This is a genomic window from Cypionkella sp., from assembly GCF_030652235.1.
GTDB lineage: Bacteria > Pseudomonadota > Alphaproteobacteria > Rhodobacterales > Rhodobacteraceae > Cypionkella.
The window spans coordinates 24,684-50,461 of record NZ_JAUSBA010000022.1 but is presented as its reverse complement, the minus strand read 5'-3'; the positions used below and the strand labels follow the sequence as shown (position 1 = coordinate 50,461).

The 25,778-nt window shown below is 59.2% G+C and carries 25 protein-coding genes; 7 read left to right on the top strand and 18 right to left on the bottom strand.

Features of this window, described 5'->3' with window-relative positions; translation table 11 throughout:
* Positions 1–76: 76 nt before the first annotated feature.
* Entirely contained in the window at positions 77–493 is a 417-nt protein-coding gene (locus Q7V03_RS06025; protein WP_304924702.1) for a DUF6636 domain-containing protein, read from the bottom strand.
* 72 nt (positions 494–565) lie between these two features.
* Positions 566–1,744 (bottom strand): M20 aminoacylase family protein, encoded by a 1,179-nt coding sequence (locus tag Q7V03_RS06020; RefSeq protein WP_304924701.1) that lies wholly within the window; start codon positions 1,742–1,744, stop codon positions 566–568.
* Between the two features lie 55 nt (positions 1,745–1,799).
* On the opposite strand from Q7V03_RS06020, the gene mazG reads away from it, so the two are divergent.
* From mazG to Q7V03_RS06005, 3 genes are all read left to right on the top strand, one after another.
* A complete protein-coding gene (mazG, locus tag Q7V03_RS06015; protein ID WP_304924700.1) occupies positions 1,800–2,645 on the top strand; it encodes a nucleoside triphosphate pyrophosphohydrolase in 846 nt (281 codons plus the stop codon).
* Positions 2,646–2,746: 101 nt separating this feature from the next.
* Complete coding sequence (locus Q7V03_RS06010; RefSeq protein WP_304924699.1) at positions 2,747–3,754, top strand: Fe(3+) ABC transporter substrate-binding protein; 1,008 nt, start codon at positions 2,747–2,749, stop codon at positions 3,752–3,754.
* Positions 3,755–3,872: 118 nt separating this feature from the next.
* Positions 3,873–4,820, top strand: a complete 948-nt coding sequence (locus tag Q7V03_RS06005; protein WP_304924698.1) for a nucleoside hydrolase — start codon at positions 3,873–3,875, stop codon at positions 4,818–4,820.
* Between the two features lie 195 nt (positions 4,821–5,015).
* Here Q7V03_RS06005 and phoB read toward each other — a convergent pair whose 3' ends face one another.
* The 7 genes from phoB to Q7V03_RS05970 all read right to left on the bottom strand — a co-directional run bounded on the left by phoB (position 5,016) and on the right by Q7V03_RS05970 (position 12,402).
* Complete coding sequence (gene phoB, locus Q7V03_RS06000; RefSeq protein ID WP_370651078.1) at positions 5,016–5,702, bottom strand: phosphate regulon transcriptional regulator PhoB; 687 nt, start codon at positions 5,700–5,702, stop codon at positions 5,016–5,018.
* Positions 5,702–6,406, bottom strand: a complete 705-nt coding sequence (gene phoU / locus Q7V03_RS05995) for a phosphate signaling complex protein PhoU (RefSeq protein WP_304924697.1) — start codon at positions 6,404–6,406, stop codon at positions 5,702–5,704. The genes phoB and phoU overlap by 1 nt, the downstream gene beginning before the upstream one ends.
* 11 nt (positions 6,407–6,417) lie before the next feature.
* Positions 6,418–7,212 (bottom strand): phosphate ABC transporter ATP-binding protein PstB, encoded by a 795-nt coding sequence (pstB, locus tag Q7V03_RS05990; protein WP_304924696.1) that lies wholly within the window; start codon positions 7,210–7,212, stop codon positions 6,418–6,420.
* An 11-nt stretch (positions 7,213–7,223) separates the two neighbouring features.
* Positions 7,224–8,576 carry a phosphate ABC transporter permease PstA gene (gene pstA, locus Q7V03_RS05985; protein WP_304924695.1) on the bottom strand — a complete coding sequence of 451 codons (1,353 nt, stop codon included), beginning with the start codon at positions 8,574–8,576 and terminating at the stop codon, positions 7,224–7,226.
* The gene (gene pstC, locus Q7V03_RS05980; protein WP_304924694.1) at positions 8,573–10,021 is read right to left on the bottom strand and encodes a phosphate ABC transporter permease subunit PstC; all 1,449 of its coding nucleotides are present in this window, start codon (positions 10,019–10,021) and stop codon (positions 8,573–8,575) included. The genes pstA and pstC overlap by 4 nt, the downstream gene beginning before the upstream one ends.
* A 76-nt stretch (positions 10,022–10,097) precedes the next feature.
* Positions 10,098–11,153, bottom strand: coding sequence for a substrate-binding domain-containing protein (locus Q7V03_RS05975; RefSeq protein ID WP_304924693.1), 1,056 nt, complete (start codon positions 11,151–11,153; stop codon positions 10,098–10,100).
* Between the two features lie 220 nt (positions 11,154–11,373).
* Positions 11,374–12,402, bottom strand: coding sequence for a cell wall metabolism sensor histidine kinase WalK (locus Q7V03_RS05970; protein WP_304924692.1), 1,029 nt, complete (start codon positions 12,400–12,402; stop codon positions 11,374–11,376).
* A 191-nt stretch (positions 12,403–12,593) separates the two neighbouring features.
* On the opposite strand from Q7V03_RS05970, the gene Q7V03_RS05965 reads away from it, so the two are divergent.
* Positions 12,594–12,953: a hypothetical protein gene (locus tag Q7V03_RS05965; RefSeq protein WP_304924691.1), complete on the top strand. Its 360-nt coding sequence runs from the start codon at positions 12,594–12,596 to the stop codon at positions 12,951–12,953.
* 3 nt (positions 12,954–12,956) lie between these two features.
* On the opposite strand, the gene iolB is transcribed toward Q7V03_RS05965, so the two are convergent.
* The 8 genes from iolB to Q7V03_RS05925 form a co-directional block, all read right to left on the bottom strand.
* On the bottom strand, positions 12,957–13,772 hold the full coding sequence (gene iolB / locus Q7V03_RS05960; RefSeq protein WP_304924690.1) for a 5-deoxy-glucuronate isomerase: 816 nt from the start codon (positions 13,770–13,772) through the stop codon (positions 12,957–12,959).
* Positions 13,773–13,816: 44 nt separating this feature from the next.
* Positions 13,817–14,713: a myo-inosose-2 dehydratase gene (gene iolE / locus Q7V03_RS05955; protein ID WP_304924689.1), complete on the bottom strand. Its 897-nt coding sequence runs from the start codon at positions 14,711–14,713 to the stop codon at positions 13,817–13,819.
* A 33-nt stretch (positions 14,714–14,746) separates the two neighbouring features.
* Positions 14,747–16,570, bottom strand: a complete 1,824-nt coding sequence (gene iolD, locus Q7V03_RS05950; protein WP_304924688.1) for a 3D-(3,5/4)-trihydroxycyclohexane-1,2-dione acylhydrolase (decyclizing) — start codon at positions 16,568–16,570, stop codon at positions 14,747–14,749.
* Complete coding sequence (iolC, locus tag Q7V03_RS05945) at positions 16,567–18,480, bottom strand: 5-dehydro-2-deoxygluconokinase (RefSeq protein WP_304924687.1); 1,914 nt, start codon at positions 18,478–18,480, stop codon at positions 16,567–16,569. Before iolC ends, iolD begins: the two co-directional genes overlap by 4 nt.
* Before the next feature lie 105 nt (positions 18,481–18,585).
* Positions 18,586–19,413 carry a MurR/RpiR family transcriptional regulator gene (locus Q7V03_RS05940; protein ID WP_304924686.1) on the bottom strand — a complete coding sequence of 276 codons (828 nt, stop codon included), beginning with the start codon at positions 19,411–19,413 and terminating at the stop codon, positions 18,586–18,588.
* A 73-nt stretch (positions 19,414–19,486) separates the two neighbouring features.
* Entirely contained in the window at positions 19,487–19,990 is a 504-nt protein-coding gene (coaD, locus tag Q7V03_RS05935) for a pantetheine-phosphate adenylyltransferase (RefSeq protein WP_304924685.1), read from the bottom strand.
* Positions 19,991–20,054: 64 nt separating this feature from the next.
* Complete coding sequence (locus Q7V03_RS05930; RefSeq protein ID WP_304924684.1) at positions 20,055–20,489, bottom strand: CBS domain-containing protein; 435 nt, start codon at positions 20,487–20,489, stop codon at positions 20,055–20,057.
* Between the two features lie 52 nt (positions 20,490–20,541).
* The gene (locus Q7V03_RS05925) at positions 20,542–21,429 is read right to left on the bottom strand and encodes a LysR family transcriptional regulator (RefSeq protein ID WP_304924683.1); all 888 of its coding nucleotides are present in this window, start codon (positions 21,427–21,429) and stop codon (positions 20,542–20,544) included.
* A gap of 206 nt (positions 21,430–21,635) precedes the next feature.
* Between Q7V03_RS05925 and Q7V03_RS05920 the strand changes: the two genes are divergently transcribed.
* Complete coding sequence (locus tag Q7V03_RS05920) at positions 21,636–23,135, top strand: CoA-acylating methylmalonate-semialdehyde dehydrogenase (protein ID WP_304924682.1); 1,500 nt, start codon at positions 21,636–21,638, stop codon at positions 23,133–23,135.
* Positions 23,136–23,248: 113 nt separating this feature from the next.
* On the top strand, positions 23,249–23,455 hold the full coding sequence (locus Q7V03_RS05915; protein WP_304924681.1) for a DUF2892 domain-containing protein: 207 nt from the start codon (positions 23,249–23,251) through the stop codon (positions 23,453–23,455).
* Between the two features lie 44 nt (positions 23,456–23,499).
* Here Q7V03_RS05915 and Q7V03_RS05910 read toward each other — a convergent pair whose 3' ends face one another.
* On the bottom strand, positions 23,500–24,930 hold the full coding sequence (locus Q7V03_RS05910; protein WP_304924680.1) for an NCS1 family nucleobase:cation symporter-1: 1,431 nt from the start codon (positions 24,928–24,930) through the stop codon (positions 23,500–23,502).
* A 433-nt stretch (positions 24,931–25,363) separates the two neighbouring features.
* Between Q7V03_RS05910 and Q7V03_RS05905 the strand changes: the two genes are divergently transcribed.
* On the top strand, positions 25,364–25,768 hold the full coding sequence (locus Q7V03_RS05905; protein WP_304924679.1) for a hypothetical protein: 405 nt from the start codon (positions 25,364–25,366) through the stop codon (positions 25,766–25,768).
* Positions 25,769–25,778: the final 10 nt, after the last annotated feature.

The following is a 25,778-nucleotide window of genomic DNA, read 5'->3' as shown; positions in this document are numbered from 1 at the left end:
TTTGAATCTCCAGTCAATATGATTTAGCCAAGATAGCCAAAGCGCATAAAAACACCAGAGGGTATTTGATCAAATTTCAGAACAGCTTTTGCATGGCCTTTGACAGCTTAAAGCCATGCCCGCCAAGGTTGCTACATTCCATCCCCGACTTCTCAGACGTGCAGGTGAATGGCCCCAGTGAGATCGACTTGCCGTAGTCCAATTCCACCCCGCCCGGATCGGCGACTGAATCGGAAACGCAAGCGAGATAGCCCGAGCCGCCGGCATCGACCGCAAAGCTGCTGCCCCAGTCGAATTCGCAGTTGGCGGGGGCTTGGCGGTAGGTCGGTGAAAGCGCCGACATATCACACCGCGCTTGTGCGTAGTCTCCGGTCATGATCGCGCATTGGATATTGCCCGAGGGCGAATGGAAGGCGAGGTAATCATCGGCCATTGCCGCGTTCGGCAGCATGGCTCCAGCGAGCAAGCACAGGGCAATCATCAGGCGGATCATAACGGCTCCTATCAAGTGGGTGGAACCAGCCTAGCGCAGCAAGTGGAGGCCGCGCTAGGGCGTTGTGATCTGTTAGTTCAAAGGCTGCGCGCGCTCGACCAGTCTTGCGAAGAAGGATGCGCCAATCGGGGCGGCTTCATCGTTGAAATCGTAAGCCGCGTGGTGCAGACCAGCCCCCGGCCCGGTGCCCATGAACAGATAGGCGCCCTTGCGCGCCTCTAGCATGTAGGAGAAATCTTCCGAGCCCATTTCGCGCACCGAATTGCCGTTCACCGAGGTTTCGCCAACGATTTCTGCGGCGACTTCTACCGCAAAGGCTGCTTGATCAGCGTGGTTGATGGTGGCGGGGTAGCCCCAGTCATAGTCGATCCGCGCTTGCACGCCGTAGGCGCTGGCATGACCCTCAACAATTTCATGAAAACGCTTTTTCAACAACGCCCGCACCTCTGGCTTAAAGCAGCGAATGGTGGCGGCGAACATCGCCTCTTCGGGGATGATGTTGCTGGCGGTGCCGGAGTTTACCATGGTGACCGACAACACCGCCTCGTCTAACGCATAGATATTGCGCGGAATGATGGTCTGGATTGCCGAGATCATTCCGACCAAAGCCACGATAGGATCGACGCAATCATGCGGGGTGGCACCGTGGCCGCCTTTGCCGGTGAGATAGACATAGGCGGTATCGACCGAGGCCATCAGCGCGCCCGGCGTTGTCAGGAAATGCCCGAACGGCACGTTGGGCGCATTGTGGATGCCATAGACTTGCTCGACCGCAAAACGGTCCATCACGCCTTCGTTCACCATCTCACGGCCGCCCGCGCCATCTTCTTCGGCGGGTTGGAACATCAGCGCGACGCGGCCTTTGAAACGTCGGGTCTCGGCCAGATATTTTGCAGCACCCAGAAGCATCGTCACATGGCCGTCATGGCCGCAGGCGTGCATTTTGCCTGGAACTGTCGAGGCATATTCGGCCCCGGTGATCTCTAGGATCGGCAGCGCATCCATATCGGCGCGCAGGCCAATGGTGGGCCCCCCCACCTTGGCATCGTAATCTTGGCCGTTGATGATGGCGACGATGCCGGTTTTGGCGATGCCGGGGTGAATCTCATCAACGCCAATCTCTTTCAGGCGATCAACGATATAGGCGGCGGTGGTGAAGCAGTCGAAAGACAGTTCGGGATTCGCGTGCAAATGCCTGCGCCAGCCCTTCATTTCCTCGGCATAAGCGGCGATACGGTTGAGGACGGGCATGGCGGTCTCCTGATTTGCTGGCCTTTGATCAAATCTTATCTGGAAGGGATCGGCAATGCCCCTGCCCCATTCTGACGACTTGTCTGATCAACTTGTGCCTGACCCAGACGGCGGGATCGCGCGTTTGCTGGAGATTATGCGGCGGTTGCGCGACCCGGTTGCGGGATGCCCGTGGGATATTGCGCAGGATTTTGCCAGCATTGTGCCTTACACGATTGAGGAGGCGCATGAGGTCGCCGATGCGATCGCGCGGCAGGCCTGGCACGAGTTGCCGGGAGAGTTGGGCGATCTGCTGTTGCAGGTGGTGTTTCATGCGCAGATGGCCAGCGATCAAGGCCTGTTTGGCTTTCAAGAGGTGGTGCAAGCGATATCGGACAAGATGGTCGCACGGCATCCGCATGTATTTGGCACCGAAAGCCGCGACAAAACGCCCGCGCAGCAGACCGTGGATTGGGAGAGGATCAAGGCAGCCGAGCGCGGTGCACAGAACGCCCGCGTGCTGGATGGTGTGGCGCTGGGATTGCCGGGGCTGACCCGAGCGGTCAAGCTGCAAAAGCGGGCGGCGCGAGTGGGGTTTGACTGGCCCTCAACCGATGAGGTGGTGGCCAAAATTGCCGAGGAAGCCGCCGAATTGGTCGAGGCGCGCGATACGTTGAGCCACGCCGAAGTGACTGAAGAATTTGGCGATTTACTGTTTGTGATTGCCAATTTGGCGCGGCATCTGGATGTAGATCCCGAAACCGCTTTGCGCAGTGCCAATGCCAAATTCAGCCGCCGCTTTGGCCGGATTGAGGATTGGTTGGCCGAGGATGACCGCGCCCCCGCCGACAGCGATCTGGCGGAAATGGATGCTCTGTGGAATCGCGCCAAGGCCGAGGAGAAGGCCGCGAAATTGGGCTGAGCGACGGCGCGCGCAGCCGTCAAAGTTATTTACTCAGGTATTGACGCCCTCTGATGCTTGCGCTTTAAGCGCGGGCAGATACCTGACAAAAGGACTCAACCATGAAGCTGCGCTTTTCCCTATTCGCGCTTGCCCTCGCCAGCACCGCTCTGCCTGCACTGGCCGAGGAGGTTAATATCTACTCGCACCGCCAGCCCGAACTGATTCAGCCGCTGATCGATGCCTTCACCAAGGAAACCGGAATCACGGTGAATATCGCTTTTGTCGACAAGGGCATGGCCGAGCGTTTGGTGGCGGAAGGTGATCGCTCTCCTGCCGATTTGATCCTGACGGTGGACATCGCGCGGCTGATGGAAGTGGTCAATGCAGGCGTGACGCAGCCGGTGGACTCGGCGGTTCTGGAAAAGAACATTCCGGCAGAATACCGCGATCCGGGCAAGCAATGGTTCGGCCTGACGGCGCGTTCGCGCATCGTCTATGCCGCGAAAGACCGGGTGAAGGATGGCGAAGTCACCACCTATGAAGACCTTGCCAACCCGAAATGGAAGGGTCGGCTGTGTATGCGCTCGGGCACCAACGATTATAACGTGGCGCTGACCGGAGCGATGCTGGCGCATCACGACGCGGCCTACACCAAGACCTGGCTAGGGGGGCTGAAGGCTAATCTCGCCCGTAAACCCAATGGCGGCGACCGCGATCAGGTCAAAGCGATTTGGGCAGGCGAATGCGACATTGCCATCGGCAACACCTATTACATCGGGCAAATGCTGGCTGACCCCGAGCAGAAAGACTGGGCCAACGCCGTCCGCATCATCTTCCCGGTGTTTGAAGACGGCGGCACCCATATGAACATCTCGGGTGTGGCGATGACCAAAGCGGCGCCGAACCATGATGCGGCGCTCAAGCTGATGGAATGGCTGTCGTCGGATGAGGCGCAGAAGATCTACGCCGAAACCAACTACGAATTCCCGGTCGAGCTGGGGGTGGAACGTTCGGCCTTGGTGAAAGGCTGGGGTGAATTCACACCGGACAGCTTGGCTTTAGCCGATGTCGCGGCGCAGCGGCCGGCGGCGTTGAAACTGATCGAGGAAGTCGATTTCGACAACTGATCCGAACCAGCGATCTGTTTAAGAGTTGAAAAAGGCGCATCCGCGCCTTTTTCTTTTTTGACCAGGTGGACAAGATCGGGGGAATGGCGTTTTCTGGCCGAAAAATGAGGAGCAGACCATGCTACATCCCGCACGCAAAATCATCATCGATACCGACCCCGGCCAAGACGACGCTTTTGCGATCCTGCTGGCTTTGGGCAGCCCGGAAGATATCGAGGTGTTGGGCATCGTCGCCGTTGCAGGCAATGTGCCGCTGGCTTTGACCCAGAAGAACAGCCGGATGATTTGTGAGCTGGCCGGGCGGTCGGATGTGAAAGTTTTCGCAGGCTGTGATCGGCCCTTGAAGCGCAAGCTGGTCACCGCCGAGCATGTGCATGGCAAAACTGGTCTGGATGGCCCAGTGCTGCCTGAACCTGTGATGCCATTGCAGACCCAACATGGTGTGGCGTTCATCATCGAGACCTTGCGGCGCGAGCCTGCTGGATCGGTGACATTGTGCCCGCTGGGGCCGCTGACCAACATAGCCCAAGCGTTCTTGCAGGCCCCCGATGTGGTGGGGCGGGTGCAGGAGATCGTGCTGATGGGCGGGGGCTATTTTGAGGGTGGCAACATCACGCCTGCCGCCGAGTTCAACATCTATGTTGATCCCGAGGCGGCAGAGATCGTGTTCCGATCCGGGGTGCCGTTGGTGGTGATGCCGCTGGATGTGACCCATAAGGTGTTGACCACCAAGGCGCGGGTTCAGGCGTTTCGGGCGATGGGCACCGAGGTCGGTCGGGTGGCGGCGGACTGGGCGGATTTCTTTGAGCGGTTTGATGTGGTGAAATATGGCAGCGAGGGTGGGCCGCTGCATGATCCGACGGTGGTGGCTTATTTGATCAAGCCGGAGTTGTTCTCGGGGCGGCTGATCAATGTCGAGATTGAAACCCAGTCAGAGCTGACCTTGGGGATGACGGTGGCGGATTGGTGGGGGGTGACGGACCGGGTCAAAAATGCGCTGTTTATCGGGGATGTGGACGCGCAGGGGTTCTTTGATTTGCTGACGGAAAGGTTGGCGCGGTTGTGAAATTAGCGCGGTCCCGAGTTGGGACCGTTTTTGGGGTTAGCGAAATCAGGGGGTTATGGGGCAGCGGTAAGGGATTGTTAAGGTTTCGCCGATGATGCGTCGGACCGGGGGCCAGCCCCCGGCCCCCCGGAATATTTATACCAATGAGAAATTATATGCGAAGCGATAGGCCAATTCGGGGTTTGGCCCGCGATTTCACCCCAGCGCATAGCCCGCGCCGCGCACCGTGCGCAAAGGGTCGTCGCCGCCAAAGGTGCAGAGCGATTTGCGCAGGCGGCCAATGTGAACGTCTACCGTGCGCGTATCGACGTAGATATCGCGGCCCCAGACGCGGTCGAGCAGGCTTTCACGCGAGAACACCCTGCCCGGCTTTTCCATAAAAGTGGCCAGCAGGCGAAACTCGGTGGGGCCAAGTTTCAGAACTTTATCGCTGCGGTAGACGCGGTGGGTTTCGGTATCGAGGCGAATGTCGCCCCATTCCAGCAGCAACCCTGCGGTGGCGGGACGCACGCGGCGCAGTTGTGCGCGCAGGCGGGCCATCAGCTCGACCACGGAATAGGGTTTGATGACGTAATCATCCGCCCCGGTTTCCAAGCCGCGCACCTTATCGACTTCTTCCGAGCGTGCCGACAGCATGATGATCGGGATGCCACGGGTTTCGGGGCGGGCTTTCAGGCGGCGGCAGACTTCGATGCCAGAGACATGCGGCATCATCCAGTCGAGCAGGATCAGATCGGGGGCTTCCTCGCCGATCAAAGCCAGTGCGTCTTCGCCGTTGTCTGCGGTGCGCACCTCGAAGCCTTCGGCTTCAAGGTTATAGGACAGGACTGCGCGTTGTGCTGGTTCATCCTCGACCAGCAGAACCGATGGCCGCGGTGCCATCAGGCATTACCCCCAGCAAGTTCGGCTTTCGGGCGGGCCTCATCGGGCAGCGATCCGGTGGTCAGGTAGATCACCTGTTCGGCGATGGTGGTGGCATGGTCGCCAACGCGTTCGATGTTTTTGGCGATGAAATGCAGGTGCATACAGGCCGAGATGTTGCGGGTGTCTTCCATCATATGGGTCAGGAATTCGCGGAACAAAGCGTTATACATCTGATCGACTTCTTCATCGCGCAGGCGCACTTCGGCCGCAAGGCCCGCATCGCGCGACACGAAGGCATCGAGCGCGTCCTTCAGCAACAGACCAACCTGACGCGCCATGCGGCGGATCGAGCCTGCGGCACCCGGAATTGGCGTCATCGCGTTCAGCACCAGCGCGCGTTTGGCAAGGTTTTTGGCATAGTCGCCGCAACGCTCGAGGCTGGAGGCGATTTTCATCACGGTCAGCACGGTGCGCAGATCGGTGGCAATCGGCGCGCGCAAAGCGATCAGCCGGGCACATTCGGTGTTGATCAATTCTTCCAGTTGATCAATCGCGGTGTCGTTGTTGCGCACCCGTTCGGCGAGGCTTTCGTCCTGGGTGTCCAGCGCCTTGGCGGCATCGGACAGGGCGGCTTCAACAAGCCCGCCCATTTTCATGATCATGGCTTGCACCGCTTCAAGATCACGGTCGAAAACCGAGGCGATATGGGGATCATTCAACATGTGTTTCTTCCTTAACCGATCCGGCCAGAGATATAGGATTCCGTGCGCGGATCTTTCGGATTGGTAAAGATCTGCCCGGTTTCGCCAAATTCGACAAGGTAGCCGAGGTGGAAGAACGCGGTGCGTTGGCTGACCCTGGCTGCTTGCTGCATCGAGTGGGTGACGATGACCACCGAGAATTGGCTGCGCAACTCGTCGATCAGTTCTTCGACCTGTGCGGTGGCAATCGGATCAAGCGCCGAGCAAGGCTCGTCCATCAGCAGAACCTCGGGCGAGGTCGCGATGGCGCGGGCGATGCACAGGCGCTGTTGTTGGCCACCCGAAAGCCCGGTACCCGGGGATTGCAGGCGGTCTTTCACCTCATTCCACAGGGCTGCCTTGCGCAGGCAGGTCTCGACCACTTCGTCGAGTTCGGCCTTGTTGCGGGTTAAGCCGTGGATTTTTGGTCCATAAGCGACGTTGTCATAGATCGACTTCGGGAACGGATTTGGCTTTTGGAACACCATACCGATGCGGGCGCGCAGTTGCACCGGATCGACGCGGGGGTCGTAGATGTTTTCACCTTCCAACGTGATGCTGCCCTCAACCCGGCAGGACGGGATGGTGTCGTTCATCCGGTTCAAACAGCGCAGGAAGGTGGATTTGCCGCAACCCGACGGGCCGATGAAAGCCGTTACCGTCTTGTCCATGATGTCAACATCGACGTCTATGATGGCGTGGTTGGTGCCGTAATAGACCTGCGCCTTGCGGGCCTCAATCTTGATGGTCTGGGTGTCCACGCGGGTCTCCAATCTTTGGTCTTTCATGTGATTTTCCCTTACCAGCGGCGTTCAAATTTGCGGCGGAAGTAGATCGCCACGGCGTTCATTGCGATCAGGAAGACCAGCAGCACGATGATGGCCCCAGAGGCGCGTTCGACAAAGCCGGGGTCGCCGCGTTGGGTCCAGTTGTAGATTTGCACAGGCAGAGCCGCGGCGGGGTCGAACAGGCCGTCGGGCGGGGCACCGGGGAAGTCACGCACGAAGGCGACCATGCCGATCAGCAAGAGCGGGGCAGTTTCGCCCAAGGCTTGCGCGAGGCCGATGATGGTGCCGGTCAAGATGCCGGGCATCGCGAGCGGCAGCACATGGTGGGTGATGGTTTGCAGGCGGCTTGCGCCCACGCCGAGGGCCGCGTCCCTTATGCTGGGCGGCACGGCCTTGAGGGCTGCGCGCGTCGGAATGATGATCCGCGGCAGGGTCATCAGGGTCAGCACCAGACCGCCGACGATGGGGGCGGATTGCGGTAGACCTGCAAAGTTGATGAAAATCGCCAAACCGAGGATGCCATAGACGATAGAGGGCACAGCAGCGAGGTTGGCGATGTTGACCTCAATCAAGTCGGTGAACTTGTTTTGCGGGGCAAACTCTTCCAGATAGACGGAGGTGGCGACGCCGATCGGCAGTGCGAGGATCAGCACGACGAACATCATGTAAAGCGAGCCTACGATGGCAACGCCAAGCCCTGCGGCTTCGGGGCGTTTGTCCGACGCGTCGGGCATCGTGAGGAAGCCCGCGTTGAACTTCATGCCAAGCACGCCTGCGGTTTTCAGCCGATCTGCCAAAGCAAGTTGGTCAGGCGAGATGTTTTTGTCCAATGCCGCCGATTCCATCGTCACACGGCCTTTGTAGTAGCCGTCGATGCGGCCCGAGGCCAGAACGGTAAAATCGATGGTGGTGCCGATCAAAGACGGATCGGCCAGCACAAGGTTGCGCAAGGTCGCCGGGGATTCCTCGGAGATCATTTTGATCAGATCTTTGGGCTGCACCGCGCCAAGGTCGATGCCTTTCGCGGTGACTTCGGCCCCAAGCGAGGTGGCCAGCACCTTGCCATAGGTGAACGTTGTAGCCTTCGCCAGATCAGCCGGATCGCGTTTGCCGCCCTTGTCCAGCAGGGCTGCATCCAGCGTCACCGGGAAGGTCATGAAGGTTTGGCGGAAGGCAGGCAGACCGTTTCCGAAGATCGAGACCAGCAGCCAGACCAGCGCGAGAAGGGCTACAACAATGGCCGTTAGGCCATAGGCGCGGAAGCGTTTCTCGGTGGCGTTGCGGGCTTTGGTGCGCGGGTCTTGCACCAGCAGCGACTCGCGGGTGTCAAGCGCTGCGCGGGGGTTCAGCGGGCGGGCTGTCATTCGTATTGCTCCCGGTATTTACGCACAATCACGAGGGCGATGATGTTCAAGGCCAAGGTCAGGCAGAACAATGTCAGACCCAAAGCGAAGGCGACCAAGGTTTCTGGGCTGGCGAATTCGGTATCGCCGGTCAACTGGCTGACGATTTTCACGGTCACCGTCGTCATCGCCTCGAACGGGTTCATCGAGAGTTGGGCGGCTGCCCCTGCCCCCAAGACGACGATCATGGTTTCGCCAATCGCGCGGGAGGCTGCCAGCAAGACTGCACCGACAATGCCAGGAAGCGCTGCGGGGATCACCACCTGTTTGATGGTTTCAGACGGGGTGGCGCCCAGGCCGAGCGAGCCATCGCGCAAAGACTGCGGTACGGCGTTGATAATGTCGTCGGACAAAGATGAGACGAAGGGGATCACCATAATGCCCATCACAAGGCCAGCGGTCATCACCGAGGACGACGAGGTGCCAAGGCCAAGCGGCGAGGCAAAGTAATCGCGCAGCAAGGGGCCGACGGTGATCAGCGCGAACAGGCCGTAAACGATGGTTGGGATACCCGCGAGGATTTCGATGGCGGGTTTCACCCAAGCGCGGGTCGAGCGTGAGGCGTATTCGGCAAGATAAATCGCGGACATCAGGCCAATTGGCACAGCGACGACAAGAGCGATCACCGAGACATAGAGTGTGCCCCACAAGAGCGGCAGGATGCCAAGGCTGGAGCCGCCGCCGAACTGCGGCTTCCAAGTGGTTGAGAAGAAGAACTCGGATGCAGGGTAGAGGCGAAAGAAGTGGATCGACTCGAACAGCAAGGAGCCAACGATGCCCACCGTTGTCAGCACCGCGATCAGGCTTGAGGTCATCAGCAGCCACATCGCAAATTGCTCGGTGGCATTGCGGGCACGGTATTCGGGGTTGATGCGACTGAAGCCGAAGGCCAGACCAGCCAGCGCCAGCAAAAGCGCGGCCCCCGTCATGGCAAGGCGAGAGGTATCGCCTGCGTCACGCAAAGCCGCCGTTGCGGCGAGAGTTGAGGGCGTGGGTTCGGTTTCAAGCACCACTCCCGCACCATTCAATGCGGTTTTCAGCGCGGTTGGGCTGGCGAGCAAGGGGCCGACTTCATCGCCGCGCGCTTCCAACATGTTCAGGCCAGCGGCCACGCGGCGGACATCGGCCATCATCAGTTCTGCCGATTTGCCTGCGGGCAGCTCTGCAGGGTCGATCAAGCTGATCGCTTTGTTTTCCAGAAACAAAGGTTGCGCCAAAAGCCATGCGGCGATCAGAAAGAACGCAGGCACAGCGGTGAGCAAAGCGGTGATGCGGCCATAAAACGGCGGCAGGGAATGCAATTTGCGAATGTCGCCTTCGACTTGGCCGACAGCCTTGCGGCGGCCAATAACATAGCCCAGGGCGGCAAGGACGAGAATAATCAAAGAGAGAAGGCCGATGCTCATGGGGATCCTACCAATGAGAGGGACAGGCGCTGAAGAGACAAGCGGCGCGAGAAATCTCGCGCCGCCTTTCTAAGTCTTACTGCAACGGACCCATTACGGTTTCGGCTTCAACAGCCGACTGGGTTGCTGCCAGTTCCGGATCAGGAACCAGACCGTAATCTGCCAATTTGCCACCCGGGCCAGCCATTTCATCGGACACGAAGAAGGCGATGTATTCTTTCAGGCCGGGGATCACGCCGATATGGGCTTTCTTGACGTAGAAGTAGAGCGGGCGCGACACTGGGTATTCGCCCTTCGAGATCGTCTCCACGCTTGGGCTGATGCCGTTCATGGTGGCAACTTTCAGCTTGTCGGTGTTGTTCTCGTAAAACGACAGGCCGAACACGCCCATGGCGTTCTTGTTGGCCGCGATGCGCGACAGGGTTTCAGTGTAGTCGCCGTCGATGTCGACCGAAGTGCCATCCGTCCGGGTGGTGAAGCACTGCTTTTCAGCGTCTTTTTTCTTGGCACCGTCATCAGCTTCGGTGGAAGCAGCCAAGAACAGATCATAAGCGCCGGCGGTTTTGCAACCTTCCAGCAGGACCTTGGTGTCGAACACTTCGCGCGTGCCGTGCTTGGTGCCGGGGATGAAGGCCAGAATGTCTTGAGCTGGCAACGACGCATTGGCGTCAGCCCAGGTCTTGGCGGTGTTGGCGACCAGAGCGCCGTCTTTGACAACGGTGCCGCCGATGGCGTTGAACACGTCAACCGGGGTCAGCACGAAATCCGGGCCGTTGATGTCGGAGGCAAACACGATGCCATCATAGCCGATGCGCACTTCCATGATGTCGGTGACGCCATTGGTGTTGCACAGGTCGATGTCGGACTGGCTGATGCGCGAGGACGAGTTCGCGATGTCGATGGTGGCTTCGCCAACACCTTCGCAAAGCTTCTTACGGCCTGCGCCCGAACCGCCGCCTTCAACGACAGGCGTTTTGAAATCGCCGTTTTCGCCAAACGCTTCGGCCACGATGGTCGAGTACGGCAGCACGGTCGAAGAACCCGAGATTTGCAGCTGGTCACGCGCCGAGGCGATGACGGTCGTAGCGGCAAGAATCGCCACAGCAGAAGGGATCAGTTTGATCAGAGACATTGTGCTCTCCAGTTAATTCCCGAGGGCTGCCCGGATGGCCTGCCCTTCACCGCCCCGTCTAGGCAGGTTATCCTATGGTTTTGCGACAGTTTTGTAACGAATATATGACAGGATGGAGGGGCTGGGGTGAAATGGTCAGAAATAGGGCGCATGACGAGGTGGGGGAGCCTCCGGCAGGAGTATTTAGGCCCGTAGGAAAGCCCTTCTCGCGCAATCCTGGTCAGCGCGCCTCGTACGGCAACAGCACCGAGAATCGGCTGCCTTTGCCTTTGGCACTTTCGATCACCAGCCTACCCCGGTGGCGATTGACTATGTGTTTGACGATGGCGAGGCCCAATCCGGTGCCGCCCTTTTCGCGCGAGCGGTGGCCGTCGACGCGGTAGAAGCGTTCGGTCAGGCGCGGGATATGGAACGGATCAATGCCTTCGCCTTGGTCGGTGACGGACAGGCGCAACTGCTGGCCGCGCGGGCCTTTCTCAAGGGTCAAGGCGATGCGCACCTCTGCCCCCGCTGGGCTGCCGTATTTCACCGCATTCTCGACAAGGTTGGTCAGCACCTGCGTCATCTGATCGGCATCGGCGCGGATGGTCATCGTTTGATCGGCGCCCTCGATGCAGATTGTGACGCGCGCAGCTTCGGCAACCGGGCGCAGGCTGGCCACCGATCTGCGTAAAAGTGCTGCAATATCAACCTCATCCGAGGGCTGCACGCGTTCTTCAGACTCGACTCGGCTAAGGTGCAGCAGATCGCGCACCAGACGGTTCATCCGCTCGGCTTCACTTGCCATGATGCCAAGGAACCGTTCGCGGGCCGGGGCATCATTGCGAGCCGGGCCGCGCAGGGTTTCGATAAAGCCCAGTAAGGCGGTCAGCGGCGTGCGCAGCTCGTGGCTGACGTTGGCGACAAAATCGCGGCGCATCAGATCCATCTGCTCCCATGCCGAGCGATCCTCGAAGGCGCAGAGCACACCCTGCGGCACCGGGCTGACAGAAACCTCGTAGGTGGTGTCCTGCGCGGCCCCGGCGAGGGTCAGGCGCACCCGACCAGTCTCGGCGTGCTGCATCACTGCCGCAATCGCGCGCAAAAACTCGGGCTGCCGAAAGCTGAGCGCATGGTGCCGGTCCAAGATCGCCGCACCAAACAGCGCCACGGCGGGCGCATTGGCCTGCACGATCCGCTCATCTGACGCGATCAGGATCACTGGCAGCGGCAGCCCGCCCAGCAATGCTTTAGTGGCTTCTTGATCCATCACCCGGCCCTTTGCGCTTTGCCAATCTTTACCCCGCCGTCCCTGATCATGCCAGTTCGAGCTTGCCGAAGCGGCCGGGGTTGCATAACATTAGGTGATTGTCGTAACGAAAATTCGCGCTTCGGGTGTAGAGGCGCATGTGATTGACGCGTATTTTCCCCGCAAGCGCAAAAAAACAGTGGGAGGCGGGTGTGCCACCGCAGACGGAACCTTTGCCAAACCAAAAGCCGCCAAGTCGCCGAATCCTGTATCTGGCGGGGGGCGAGGCTGTGCCGGTGTCGCAGGATGCGATGATCTTCTCGCTGCCCTTCACGCAGCTTTGCCCGGAAGAACTGGCCCGTATCGCCCCCGATTTGGTGGTGTTTCCGTTGTTCAACGCCAGTTTGGATGCAATCGTGGTGCTGACCCGGCTGAACGCATTGGGTTATTGTGGCCGCTGCCTTGTGCTGACGCCTCGCCTGCCAAAACCGCAATTGATCGAGGCCGAGTTGCGCGGCTACAAGGGCGCCATGCAGGTGGAGCTTTTGACATCGGACGCGCCGCGATACTAGGGTTTAGACCGCAGTGGTGTCGCGCTGATAGATCCAGTCATGATCCGGGTCGTTCTGAAACCGCCAGTTGCGGCGGGGGCCTGCCATGACGTTCAGATAATACATCTCATAACCGTAAGGCGCCCCGCAAGGATGATGGCCCTTGGGCACCAGGGTGACATCGTGATTTTTCACCGCCATCGTCTCATCAAGGCTGCCATCTTCGGTATAGACGCGTTGGATGCCGAAACCCTGCGCAGGGTTCAGCCGCATGTAATAGCTTTCCTCAAGATAGGTCATGCGGGGGAAATCGTCTTCGTCGTGACGGTGGCTGGGATAGGACGACCAATTGCCGGAGGGCGTGAAGACTTCGGTGACCAGCAGGCTGTCGGCCACATCCAAGCCTTCCATCGCGATGTTGTTGATGAAACGGGTGTTCGCGCCGGTGCCACGCTGGGTCAGGGTGATGCCAGCGGGGCCGATTTGCGCGGCCTTGTGGCCGGATGTGCCGGGGGCGGTGCAGATCGCCAAGGTACAGGCGGTGGTGGCTGTGGCAGACCAATCAGAGTCGTTGGGGATATACAGGCAATGCGGTGGGGTTTTCTCAAACACATCCATACGGTCGCCGAGCACGCCCCAATCTTGGCCTGCGGCATGGATTTGGGCTTTGCCTTCGACCAGCACGAGGATGACTTCGCGGTCGCCAGTGACTTCGGCAGCGGTTTCACCCGGTTGCAGACGATAGAGACCGAAACCGACATAGCCCCAACCCGCGCTTTCGGGCGTGATGTCATGCACCTTGCCTGAGGTGCCCTTGGGTTTACGCAATAGATCGGCCATGTTCTTCTCCCAGATACGGGGTCTGGGGGGCGTGCCCCCAACCTTTATTTGTCGAGGCCAGCCCGCTTGGCAAAGCCCTTCAGACTGCGCAAACCAAGGCTTTGATAATCCATCGGAATCCGCACAGATGGGTCTTGCTCGGCTTCAATCACCAGCCAGCCGGAATAATTGTGCTGCGCCGCCACTTCGAGAACGCTGAAGAAATCCACAGCCCCTTCGGCATCACCCGGCACGGTGAAAGAGCCACGCCGCACGCCTTCCAAGAACGACAGCCCCTGCTCGCGCACCTGTTTCATAATGTCGGGGCGGACGTTTTTGGCATGGATATGACCGACGCGCGCCATGTGGTTTTTTGCCACCCGCAGCGGATCGCCGCCGCCGTAATAACAATGGCCGGTGTCAAGCAGCAAATGGGTATGTGGCCCGGTCTCGGCCATCAGACGATCAATCTCCCACTCGGCCTCAACAATGGTGCCCATGTGGTGATGGTAGACCAACTTGACGCCTTGGGCCGCACTGAATTCTGCCAGTGCTTCAATGCCTTGGCCGAACTTCTTCCAGTCTGCATCGGGCAGATGCGGGCGATCATTTACCGCTTTATCGTCAGCGCCATGGATGGCATTAGAGGTCTCGCAAACGATGATGACCTTGCAACCCATGGCTTTCAACAGGTCGAGGTAGGGCTGCATCGCGGTCTTTTCGTCTTCGACCGAGTTCAGCAGCAAATTAGTCGAATGCCAACCCGAGATGTATTTCAGCCCGCGCGGTTGGAACAAGGCGTTCAGCCCTTCGACCGTCAGCGGCATTTTATGGCCCTTTTCAATGCCATCAAAGCCGATTGCGGCGGTTTCATCCAAGCATTGCTCAAGCGAGATATGCGCGCCAAGACTGCGGTCGTCGTCATTGGTCCAAGCGATCGGGTTGGTGCCGTAGTGGATCATTATTTCCTCAAATTTTTAAAGGTAGCGCGAAGATCAGTCGACAAGCCGCTGATCTTTTTGTTTTTCTTCATAACTGGCGCGGGCCTGATTGACTTCTGCACGCGGCGAGACTTGCGGGATGCCGACGTCCCACCATGTGCCACCCGCCTGCGTGCCGGGCCACGGATCGGTGTCGATCACGATCACCTGGGGAATTTTTGCGCCCTTGGCGGCGGCGAGAGCTGCCTCTAGTTCGGCAATCGTGGTGACTTTGACAGCATTGGCCCCCATCGCGGCGGCATGAGCGGTAAAGTCGATATGGGACGGGTTAACATGGTAGGAGTCATCGAGCAGGTTGTTGAACCCTGCCCCACCAGTGCCTTTTTGCAGCCGGTTGATGCAGCCGTAACCACGGTTATCGGTAATCACCACAGTAAACGGCACGCCCATCATCACGGCAGTGGCAAGTTCTGAGTTCGCCATCATGTAGCTGCCATCGCCCAGCATACAGATCACATCGGCCGCAGGCCGCGCCATTTTGATCCCCATGGCTCCGGCAATCTCATAGCCCATGCAGGAAAACCCATATTCCATGTGGTAACCGCCTGTCGGCGCATCCCAGATCTTGTGAAGCTCGCCCGGCATGGTGCCAGCGGCAGACATTACCACGGTGGCCTTAGAGGCCGTGCGCTGCACCGCGCCAATCACCTGCATATCGGTCGGCAAAGCGTTGCTGGTGGGTGCGGCTTTCACCGCTGCGGTGGCAACGGCCCAATCGGCTTGCAGGCTGGGAATGCTGGGCCATTTCTGGCTTCCTAAAGCTTTTGCAAGGGCTTGCAAGGCGATCTTCGCATCCGAAGTTAAGTTAATTGCGCCGTGTTTGTAGGAATCATACGCCGCCACATTGATCGACAGAATACGACGGTTCGGGTTCTTGAACAGCGACCATGACCCAGTGGTGAAATCCTGAAACCGCGTGCCAAGCCCAATCACCAGATCAGCGTTTTCGCAGATTGTGTTGGCACTCGCAGCCCCCGTCACACCCACCGGGCCAAAGTTCAAAGCATGGTCGAAATCAAGACTGGATTTACCGGCTTGGGTTTCGACCACCGGAATATGATGCGCAGAGGCGAAAGCCGCCAATTCCGCTTCGGCCCCTGAATAGATCACGCCACCACCTGCCACGATCACCGGAGATTTCGCGCCCTTGATCGCGGCAATCGCTGCGGCGAGTTCATCCGCATCGGCTGCGGGGCGACGGATTTTCCAGACCTTTGGTGCGAAGAAACTTTCAGGATAATCAAAGGCTTCGGCTTGTACGTCTTGGCAGAACGCCAGGCACACCGGGCCGCAATCGGCGGGATCGGTCATCACCCGGAAGGCGCGCGGCAAAGCCGTCAGGATATGTTCGGGGCGGGAAATCCGGTCGAAATAGCGGGTAACCGGGCGAAAGCAATCATTGGCGGAAACCGTGCCGTCGTTGAAATCTTCAAGCTGCTGCAACACCGGATCCGGCGCGCGGTTGGCGAAAACATCGCCTGGAATGATCAGCAAAGGCAAGCGGTTGGCATAGGCCACGCCCGCAGCCGTGACCACATTCAGCGCACCCGGCCCAATCGAGGTTGTCACCGCCATCGCGCGGCGGCGTTTGTGTGCCTTGGCAAAAGCGATGGCGGCATGGGCCATGGTTTGCTCGTTATGGCCGCGCCAAGTCGGGAATGTATCCTTGGCGCCGTGCAAAGCTTCGCCGATTCCTGCCACGTTGCCGTGGCCGAAAATCGCCCATATGCCCTCGATAAACCGCTCGCCGTCTTCGGTCATCTGCACGGAAAGCCAGCGCACCATGGCTTGGGCGGCGGTCAAACGGATGGTGTTCATGGTTTCACTCCTGCGCGGGCCCCAGTTCGGGCAGCGTCCCAGATGCCGCAGAGGCGGCGGAAATTTTCGGCCATGGTGGCCACGGCACTGGCGTCGTCGATCTTGCCTGCAATCCATTGGCGGCCAACATCGGCGTGAATGGTGCGCCCGACCGCAAAGCCTTTGACCAGCGGGAAATCGGCGGCGAGTTTGAACGCAGACGCCAGTTCGGCTTCGGATTGACCGAGGCCCAAGATCACGATGCCTTGGGTATGCGCGTCGCGGCGGGTGATGGCGTCGCAGGTGGCCGCCCAAGCTTCGCGGGTTTGCATCGGCTCCAGCTTCCACCAATCGGGGTAGATGCCGATATCGTAGAAGCGGCTGATCAGCTTGGCGTTGGTGTGGTCATCCACCGGACCGACTTTCGACGGGATGATTTCCAGAAGCATTTCCAAGCGGTTACGGCGACATGCGTGGAACAGCCGGGTGACGACGGCCTCTTGTTCCGCTTGCATTTCTGCGCTGTCATCGGGGTGGCAGAAGCACAGAACCTTAACCACGTCCTCCAGCGCCCATTCCGAGAGGCCGCCGAAATCGGGGCCAATTTCAGGCTCTAGCATCAGCGGGCGTGAGCCGGGCCATTCGACCGGGCGACCGATCCACAGGCCTTGGCCCGAGGCTTTGTGCAGTGCGGATTTGCCGAGGCGGTTGTCGCAGAGCAGGCCGTAACCTTCGCGGCCTTGGGAAACCGCCATTGTAGCTTCCAGACACAACTCTTTGAAACGGCCAATGTTTTCGGGATTGGCGCCGGGAATTTCTTCCAGTTGCGAGCGGTGGTCATAGGCGAAGGCGCGCACTTCAGACCATTGTTTGCGGCGGTTGGTCGACCAGTGGATTTGCTCTAACTCGGCATCTTTGCGCAAGGCTGGGGCTTTCACGCCGCGACTCAAGAAGAAATTAAGTTCCTCCAACGACGGGTAAGCCGGGGTGCAGCCGTGGCGCGACACCGCGAAAGCACCGCAGGCGTTGGCGTATTTCAGGGCTGTGGGCCAGCTTTCGCCGTCAAGCCAGCCTTTGATCAGGCCCGACATGAAACCGTCGCCTGCGCCCAAGACGTTAAAGACTTCGATGGGAAAGCCGGGGCCGGTTTGGCCTTGATCGAGGCTGTCAGGGATCGCGCCTTCAAAAGCGGCAGCCCCTACCGCACCGCGTTTGCACACCAAGGTGGCGTTTGAGACTTTGCGCACCGCGCGCAGGGCTTCGATGGTGTTGGTCGAACCGCCTGCGATGTGGAATTCTTCCTCGGTGCCGACGATCAGGTCAAAATAATGCAGGCTGGCCTGCAGCTTAGCGGTCACAGCGGCGGATTCGATGAAGCGCGATTCGCCATCGCCATGGCCCGCAAGACCCCAAAGATTCGGGCGATAGTCGATGTCTAAGGCGGTTTTCGCCCCGTGTTTGCGGGCAAGTTTCAAGGCTTTCAGCACGGCGGCTTCGGTATTGGTATGCGACAGATGCGTGCCTGTGACGATGATCGAACGGGTTTCAGCGATGAAAATCTCATCGATATCGTCTTCGCACAAAGCCATATCGGCGCAGTTTTCACGGTAGAAAATCAACGGAAACTGAGTTTCATCACGGATACCAAGGATGACAAGCGCCGTCAGCCGCGCGGGGTCGGTTTTCACGCCGCGCACATCGACGCCTTCGCGCGCCAGTTCTTCACGAATGAAACGGCCCATATGCTCATCGCCGACACGGGTGATCAACGCCGATTTCAGGCCCAGACGCGCGGTGCCAGCGGCGATATTGGTCGGCGAGCCGCCGATATATTTCTGGAAACTCGCCATATCTTCCAGCCGCCCACCGATCTGCGCGCCGTAAAGATCCACCGAGGATCGGCCGATGGTGATGGTGTCGAGCGTTTTCATGGCAGGCTCCTCCGGGGACAGGCGCTGCGGCAAGACTCAGTTGCGCAAGCGTTTTGGAATATTTATTCCATTTTTACGCGAAGCAAAAGCATTTTCTTTGCCGATCTAACCGCGCACCGATCCAACCGCCACGGCCAGCGCAATCGCCAGCGCGAGGGTGGCCGAAAGCGAGCGAAACGCGCCGAAATCGACCTCGGGCACAGTCAGGATCGCGTCCGAGGCGCGGGCCAGCGGGCTGGTGATACGGTCGGTCAGCGCCACCACCGGCAGGCCACGCGCGCGGGCGTCTTGGGCCAAGGCGATGGTTTCTTCGGAATAGGGCGCGAAGGTGATCGCCAGCACCGCATCACCGGGGCGCAGGGCGTGGCGGTGATCGAGCTTGCCTGTGCCTTCGTGCAGCATCGCCGGAACCGCCATTTTATCAAAGACATAGGCGAGATATGCGGCGACTGGAAAGGCACGACGCAGGCCAATGACATGGATGGTATCGGCGGCGGAAAGCAGGTCTACGGCTTGGGCGAGGGCGGCTTCATCCGCCGATTTCGCCAAGGCTTCCAGCGACAGTCGCCCGGCTTCGATGAACTCACCGAGCAGCGCTGAGGGGGTGCCCGTGCCGCCATCTTTCAGATTTTGCAACCGGGTGGAGTAATCGGGAAAACCGGGCGAATAGGCGTCACGGAACAGCTTTTGCATTTCAGAAAAGCCGGAATAGCCGAGGATTTGGCAAAAACGCATCAACGCCGAGGGCGGCACATCGGCCCCGGCGGCGAGTTCGGCCACGGTGGACACCGCAATCCGGTCGATGTTGGCGGCGATATGATCAGCGCATTGCCGCAGGCGGCGTGGCAGGCCTTCGCTGATCGCGGCCAGACGCTCGCGGAATTCCTCGATCGTGGCGGGCGCGGCAAGGTCGTCGGAATCCAAGGCGGTCATATATCTGCGATCATTCTGCGGAGTTTCTTGTGAGTGATCGCAGGGTAACGCTGTGGAACAAACATTCCAACAGTTATTTCTGCGGCCTAGGATAGCGTCGCGCCAAAGCCTCGGCCACCGGGGGGGTGACGAATTTGGAAATATCGCCGCCCAAGCGCGCAATTTCTTTCACCAGTTTCGAGGCAATCGCCTGCCTGCGTGCATCGGCCATCAGGAACACGGTTTCTACGCTCGCATCCATCGCGCGGTTCATGCCAACCATTTGGAATTCATACTCAAAATCTGCCACAGCCCGCAGGCCGCGCACGATCACGCTTGCGCCCACATCACGGGCACAGTCGATCAGCAGGTTTTCAAACGGATGCACGATAATCTCACCGCCGGTTTTGGCGAGGATACCGGCACATTCGGCTTCCACCATCGCCACGCGTTCTTCCAGCGGGAAGGCCGGGCCTTTGTCACGATTGATGGCCACACCAATCACCAAACGATCCACCAGTGCCATCGCGCGCTGGATGATATCGACATGCCCCAAGGTGATGGGGTCAAAAGTGCCGGGATAAAGACCGATACGCATGGCAGGTTCCTCGCCTAAGTCCCCGACACGCAACAATATTACGTGTCGGGATGCAAGCGGATTCCTAGAAGCCTTTGATCATGCCTTCCAGCGCGTCTTTCTCCATGTGCAACTCGGACAGCCGGGCTTTCACCACATCGCCAATCGAGATCAGGCCGATCAGTTCATCCCCCTCCAGCACCGGAATGTGGCGGAAGCGACCGTCGGTCATCGTTTGCAGCACATCATCGGCATTGTCGCCACGCGCGCAGGCGACGACTTTGGCGGTCATGATCGTATCAACATTTTCGGTCAGGCAGGCCCCACCACGACGGCCGATTTCACGCACGATGTCGCGTTCCGAGACGATTCCAGCGAGTTTCTTGCCATCTGGCGAGATCACCACCGCCCCGATGCGACGGGCGGACAGCACTTCGGCGACGCGGGCAATGAGGGTGCCGGGTGGCAGAGTGACGACCCCGTCATCGGATTTCGATTTCAGGATTTGGCTGACAAGCATGAAGATTCCTCCCTATCTGTCAGGAACAGCGTCAGGGCAGCGTAAGATTCTGTCAAGGAATTGCTTCAAGCCTTTGCATTTCTTTCTTCACCTCAAGCATAAGTTGTGCGGCGAAGCGATTGAGGCGTTCGACCCGGCCATCATCGGCGTGGCGGATCAGCCAGAAGGCGCGGGAGAGGTGGATTTGATCGGGGATAATGCGGGCGAGTTCGGGCGCGGCGGGCAAAGCGAAGTCATGCACCACGCCGATGCCCGCGCCATGACGCAGGAAGTTCAGTTGCACCGAGACGGAGTTCGAGGCCAAAGGCGGGGCGGAGGCACCGATTTCGGTCAGATAGTCGAGTTCTTTGTCGAAGATCATATCAGGGATATAACCGACAAGGCGGTGGGATTTCAGATCTTGCGGCGTCAGGATTGGCGGGTGGGCGGCAAGGTAGTCGCGGGAGGCTGCGAGGTGCAGGTGGTAATCGGTCAGCTTTTGCACGGTCAGACGGCCAGCCTCGGGGCGACTGACCGCGATGGCCATGTCAGCTTCGCGTTTTGACAGGTTGAACACGCGTGGGAGTGCCACGATCTGCACCTCTAACCCTGGATTGGCGTCGCAGATGCGGGCGATGACTTGCGGCAGCAGGTAGTTGGCGCAGCCATCGGGCGCACCAATGCGGATTTGGCCCGTGAGGCCTTCGGGGCCGCTCAGCGCCTCGGACGCACCATCTACCGCCGCTTCAGTGCGAACAGCGTGGGTCAACAGGCGGGTGCCTTGTTCGGTCAGGCTATAGCCTTGCGGGGTTTTGGCGAACAGCCGCGCGTCGATCGATTCTTCCAAACGTGCGATGCGGCGGCCTACGGTGGCGGGGTCGATCTTTAACCGCCGCCCTGCCCCGGACAGGCTTTCAGAGCGTGCCACGGCAAGGAATACCCGCAGATCATCCCAATCCATTGCTGCGACCTTTCGCGGTATTCATTCCCCGCGGGGAACGACTTGTGTTTTGGGCGGCTAAAAGTGCAGCTTTGCACCAGATGTTGTGCTCGTGTTAAAAGCATTCCCGCAGACCCATGCAAAAACGCAAAGCGTATTTGAAATCTTACCGCTACCCTTGGCGATTTCGCAAGGCTATTGTGAAGGCAACTTTTGGGAGAGATATGATGAGAGAGATCGGTCACTGGATCAACGGCCAACTGGTTGCGGGTACTTCGGGCAAGTTTGCCGATGTGTTCAACCCGGCGACGGGCGAAGTGCAGGCGCGGGTGGCTTTGGCCAGCAAAGCAGAGCTGGATGCGGCAACCGCTGATGCGGCCAAAGCGCAGGTCAAATGGGGCGCCACCAATCCACAGCGCCGCGCGCGGGTGATGATGGCGATGGTTGGTCTTCTGAACCGCGATATGGAAAAGCTGGCGGAAGCGCTTTCGTCCGAGCATGGCAAGACCATCCCGGATGCCAAGGGCGACATTCAGCGCGGGCTGGAAGTGATCGAGTTTTGCATCGGCGCGCCACATTTGCTGAAGGGCGAGTTCACCGATTCTGCTGGCCCCGGCATTGACATGTATTCGATGCGCCAGCCGATTGGCGTGGCTGCGGGGATCACCCCGTTCAACTTTCCGGCGATGATCCCGATGTGGAAAATGGGGCCTGCGCTGGCTTGCGGCAACGCGTTCATCCTGAAGCCGTCCGAGCGCGCGCCGACGGTGCCCTTGATGCTGGCGGCGTTGATGAAAGAGGCTGGCCTGCCCGATGGCGTGTTGCAGGTGATCAATGGCGACAAGGAATCGGTCGACGCTATCCTGGACAATGAGACGATTTCGGGTGTGGGCTTTGTCGGCTCGACCCCGATTGCGCAATATATCTATGCGCGCGGCACGGCGAACGGCAAACGGGTGCAGTGCTTTGGCGGTGCCAAGAACCACATGATCATCATGCCGGATGCTGACTTGGATCAGGCGGCAGATGCTTTGGTTGGCGCAGGTTTTGGCGCGGCAGGCGAGCGGTGCATGGCGATTTCGGTGGCGGTTCCGGTGGGGCAAGCCACGGCGGATGCGTTGATCGAGCGCTTGATCCCCCGGATTGAGAAGCTGAAAGTTGGCCCTTACACGGCGGGCAATGATGTGGATTACGGCCCGGTTGTGACCGGGGCTGCCAAGGCCAACATCCTGAAGCTGATTGAATCCGGTGTGGCGCAGGGCGCCAATCTGGTGGTCGATGGCCGCGATTTCAAACTGCAGGGCTATGAGGACGGCTTCTTTGTGGGGCCGCATCTGTTCGACAACGTGACCACGGATATGGAGATTTACCGTAAGGAAATTTTCGGCCCAGTGCTGTCGGTGGTGCGCGCGGAAAGCTATGAGCAGGCGCTTGGCATGGCGATGGATCATGAATATGGCAACGGCACCGCGATCTATACCCGTGACGGCGACACCGCGCGTGACTTTGCCGCCCGGATCAATGTCGGCATGATCGGCATCAACGTGCCGATCCCGGTGCCTTTGGCGTATCATACTTTCGGCGGCTGGAAGAAATCTTCGTTCGGCGATCTTAACCAGCACGGGCCGGACAGCTTCCGCTTCTACACCCGCACCAAAACCATCACCGCGCGTTGGCCGTCGGGGATCAAAGAAGGTGGCGAGTTTAACTTCAAGCAGATGGAGTAAAAACGCTGATCTGACCCCAGAAATCTGGGGTCAGATCAAAGTCGATGTGGCGGATATGGGTTAGATTTCAGGTAATGCTGCTATTTCGCAGCCAAATCTGAAAGGAAGCCATCATGTTCAAAACCAATGTCGGAAGTGTTGATCGCATCCTGCGCGTGGTTGTCGGTGCAGCACTTCTGTTGTGGTTTCTTCTGGATCAAGGAACAGGGTTTTGGCACTTTGCCAAGCTGATCGGTCTCGTTCCTTTACTGACCGGGGTGTTCGGCACTTGTCCGGCCTACACGCTGCTTGGCGTCAGCACATGTGAGATGAAACGCTGACCTGTAAAGGCAGGGCCGGGAAACCCCAGCCCTGCCGTTGTCTTTTACCGATCTCCCATCCGCAGTAGGAAATACACCCCGCCGCCGATGCCGACGCCGAAGAACCAGCCATAGGTGCCCCACCATGTGGGCAGCAGGGTGGTGAAGGTCGGCAGGATAGACGAGAACACCATGCCGATGCCCAAGGCGACAAAGGCTTTGACGTGCCAGCCGCCCTCAAATCGGAACTCGCCGTTTTCTTGATAGAGCGCGTTGACGTCGATCTTGCCGTGGCGGATCAGGTAATAATCGACCATCATGATGCCAAAGATCGGGCCCATGGTAGAGCCGATAAAGTTGACGAAATGCGCGGCACCGGTCTCCCACGGGGCCCAAGGATACAGGATCAGCGCGATGCCTGCGGCGATATAGCCGCCACGTTTAAAGCTGATGTGGCGCGGGAACACGTTGGCGAAATCAAAAGCCGGAGAGACGAAGTTGGCCACCACGTTGATGCCCAAGGTGGCGACGGCGAAGGTCAGCGCTGCCAAAGCCGCCAAGAACCAGCTGTCGAATTTGGCGCTGATTTGCTCGGGGTGCAGCAGAACCTCGCCGTAGACGGTAAAGGCAGCGGTGGTGGTGATGCCGGCCACCAAGCAGAACGCCAGCAGATTGATCGGCAGGCCCCAGAGGTTGCCTTTGCGCAGGGCGGATTCCGAGGTGGCATAGCGCGAGAAGTCGCAGAAGTTCAGGTAGAGGGCGGCGAAATAGGTGATCCAGGTGGCTGCGACAGCGGCGAGGGCTGCGGTGGAACCGGGCACTCCGGGAACGCCTGCATCCGCAGTGGCTTTCAGCAACACGTCTTGCGGGATTTCCGCGCCAAACGAGAAGGTGCCAGCCTTGACCACCAGATAGACGGCAAGCAACAGCATGGCGATCCAGACCGCAGGGCCTGCCCAATCTTGGAACTTGCGCACGGTTTCCATGCCACTTTGGATGATCAGAAGTTGCAAGCACCAGACGACGAAGAAGCAGATCACCTCAAGTGTCGAATGGCCGAGCATCTGGCTTGTCTGGTGAAACTCCAACATGCCGGGGCTGCGGATCAGCAGGGCGACGATGGCCCCCGAGGCCGCCGAGGTCTGCGCGCCGTACCAGAAACAGGCGACAATCGCCCGGACCAAGGCCGGAGCATTGGCGCCAAAGGTGCCAAACGAGGCCCGCGCCAGCACCGGGAACGGCACGCCGGTACGGACGCCTGCGTTGCCGACCATGCTCATCAGCACGAAGATCACCAAAGACCCCGCACCAATCGCGATTACAAAGTTGACGAAACTGCCGCAGAGTAGAAACAGGCTGGCGGCAAGATAATAGCCCCAAAGGCTGTGGACGTCCGAGGTCCAAACGTTGAAAATAGAAAATGCGCCCCACTTTCGCTCGGTCGCGGGCGCCAGATCCTCGTTGTGAAGCGAGGGTGACGGGTTGGTCAATTGCATCGTGCTGTCCCTATCCTATGGCGCAGATACGCTTTGTGGACGCAAAAGTGCGCCCCGCATCTTGCGAAACCGTGATGGCCGTTTTGGCCTGTGCTGGTTTACCGAATGGCTGTGAGGCGATCGGTCGTGGGTCCGGTCTTTTGCCGGATCAATCCCGCGCGTAAGGTGCGCCCGATCGCGCCGCCGCACAATTAGGCTAATCTCAAATGGACCTTTCGGATTTTTTTGAAAATGTTTCGGGTAAGCCCGCAGAATTGCCCTGATTTTGGGAGAAAATAGAACGGGATTTGCGGTGATTTGTCGTCGCGCCACCGCAGTGCGCTGACCCGCCCAATGCGCGCCGAACCGCCGAGGCGAGGATAGCGCAGGAACATAAGACCGCGATCGGCGCTAGAGATGCAACCGTATCGAATAAAATTCGCAGGAATCCGCCATGAACATGCTCAAATTGCTTTGTATCCCCCTCACCGTTCTTGCGCTTTCGACGGGCGCGGCCTTGGCAGAGGGCAAAGGCCACGGCAACAAGGGCCATGGTAAAAAACCCAAAGCGCATCACTCCGCGCAGTTTTGCCCGCCAGGCCTGGCGAAGAAATCTCCCGCTTGCCGCCCGCCGGGTCAGGCCAAGAAGATGGGGCATGACGATCACGATAATCATGACGACCACGTAATCTACTACCACGTCGGTGATGTGGTGCGCGACGATTGCATGACCGTCTCATACACCCGTTACAGATCGCTGCCCGCTGGCACCTATTGCCGCTATGAAGACCGGCTGCTGCGGATTGATCCGCAAACCCGCGCGATCCTGACGATTTTGCAAGTTCTGGCCGCTAACTGAGGCCCGGTAA

Coding starts and splice junctions, on each gene's coding strand:
- Q7V03_RS06025 (WP_304924702.1), bottom strand. CDS start 493: ATGATCCGCCTGATGATTGCCCTGTGCTTGCTCGCTGGAGCCATGCTG.
- Q7V03_RS06020 (WP_304924701.1), bottom strand. CDS start 1,744: ATGCCCGTCCTCAACCGTATCGCCGCTTATGCCGAGGAAATGAAGGGC.
- mazG (WP_304924700.1), top strand. CDS start 1,800: ATGCCCCTGCCCCATTCTGACGACTTGTCTGATCAACTTGTGCCTGAC.
- Q7V03_RS06010 (WP_304924699.1), top strand. CDS start 2,747: ATGAAGCTGCGCTTTTCCCTATTCGCGCTTGCCCTCGCCAGCACCGCT.
- Q7V03_RS06005 (WP_304924698.1), top strand. CDS start 3,873: ATGCTACATCCCGCACGCAAAATCATCATCGATACCGACCCCGGCCAA.
- phoB (WP_370651078.1), bottom strand. CDS start 5,702: ATGGCACCGCGGCCATCGGTTCTGCTGGTCGAGGATGAACCAGCACAA.
- phoU (WP_304924697.1), bottom strand. CDS start 6,406: ATGTTGAATGATCCCCATATCGCCTCGGTTTTCGACCGTGATCTTGAA.
- pstB (WP_304924696.1), bottom strand. CDS start 7,212: ATGAAAGACCAAAGATTGGAGACCCGCGTGGACACCCAGACCATCAAG.
- pstA (WP_304924695.1), bottom strand. CDS start 8,576: ATGACAGCCCGCCCGCTGAACCCCCGCGCAGCGCTTGACACCCGCGAG.
- pstC (WP_304924694.1), bottom strand. CDS start 10,021: ATGAGCATCGGCCTTCTCTCTTTGATTATTCTCGTCCTTGCCGCCCTG.
- Q7V03_RS05975 (WP_304924693.1), bottom strand. CDS start 11,153: ATGTCTCTGATCAAACTGATCCCTTCTGCTGTGGCGATTCTTGCCGCT.
- Q7V03_RS05970 (WP_304924692.1), bottom strand. CDS start 12,402: ATGGATCAAGAAGCCACTAAAGCATTGCTGGGCGGGCTGCCGCTGCCA.
- iolB (WP_304924690.1), bottom strand. CDS start 13,772: ATGGCCGATCTATTGCGTAAACCCAAGGGCACCTCAGGCAAGGTGCAT.
- iolE (WP_304924689.1), bottom strand. CDS start 14,713: ATGATCCACTACGGCACCAACCCGATCGCTTGGACCAATGACGACGAC.
- iolD (WP_304924688.1), bottom strand. CDS start 16,570: ATGAACACCATCCGTTTGACCGCCGCCCAAGCCATGGTGCGCTGGCTT.
- iolC (WP_304924687.1), bottom strand. CDS start 18,480: ATGAAAACGCTCGACACCATCACCATCGGCCGATCCTCGGTGGATCTT.
- Q7V03_RS05940 (WP_304924686.1), bottom strand. CDS start 19,413: ATGACCGCCTTGGATTCCGACGACCTTGCCGCGCCCGCCACGATCGAG.
- coaD (WP_304924685.1), bottom strand. CDS start 19,990: ATGCGTATCGGTCTTTATCCCGGCACTTTTGACCCCATCACCTTGGGG.
- Q7V03_RS05930 (WP_304924684.1), bottom strand. CDS start 20,489: ATGCTTGTCAGCCAAATCCTGAAATCGAAATCCGATGACGGGGTCGTC.
- Q7V03_RS05925 (WP_304924683.1), bottom strand. CDS start 21,429: ATGGATTGGGATGATCTGCGGGTATTCCTTGCCGTGGCACGCTCTGAA.
- Q7V03_RS05920 (WP_304924682.1), top strand. CDS start 21,636: ATGAGAGAGATCGGTCACTGGATCAACGGCCAACTGGTTGCGGGTACT.
- Q7V03_RS05915 (WP_304924681.1), top strand. CDS start 23,249: ATGTTCAAAACCAATGTCGGAAGTGTTGATCGCATCCTGCGCGTGGTT.
- Q7V03_RS05910 (WP_304924680.1), bottom strand. CDS start 24,930: ATGCAATTGACCAACCCGTCACCCTCGCTTCACAACGAGGATCTGGCG.
- Q7V03_RS05905 (WP_304924679.1), top strand. CDS start 25,364: ATGAACATGCTCAAATTGCTTTGTATCCCCCTCACCGTTCTTGCGCTT.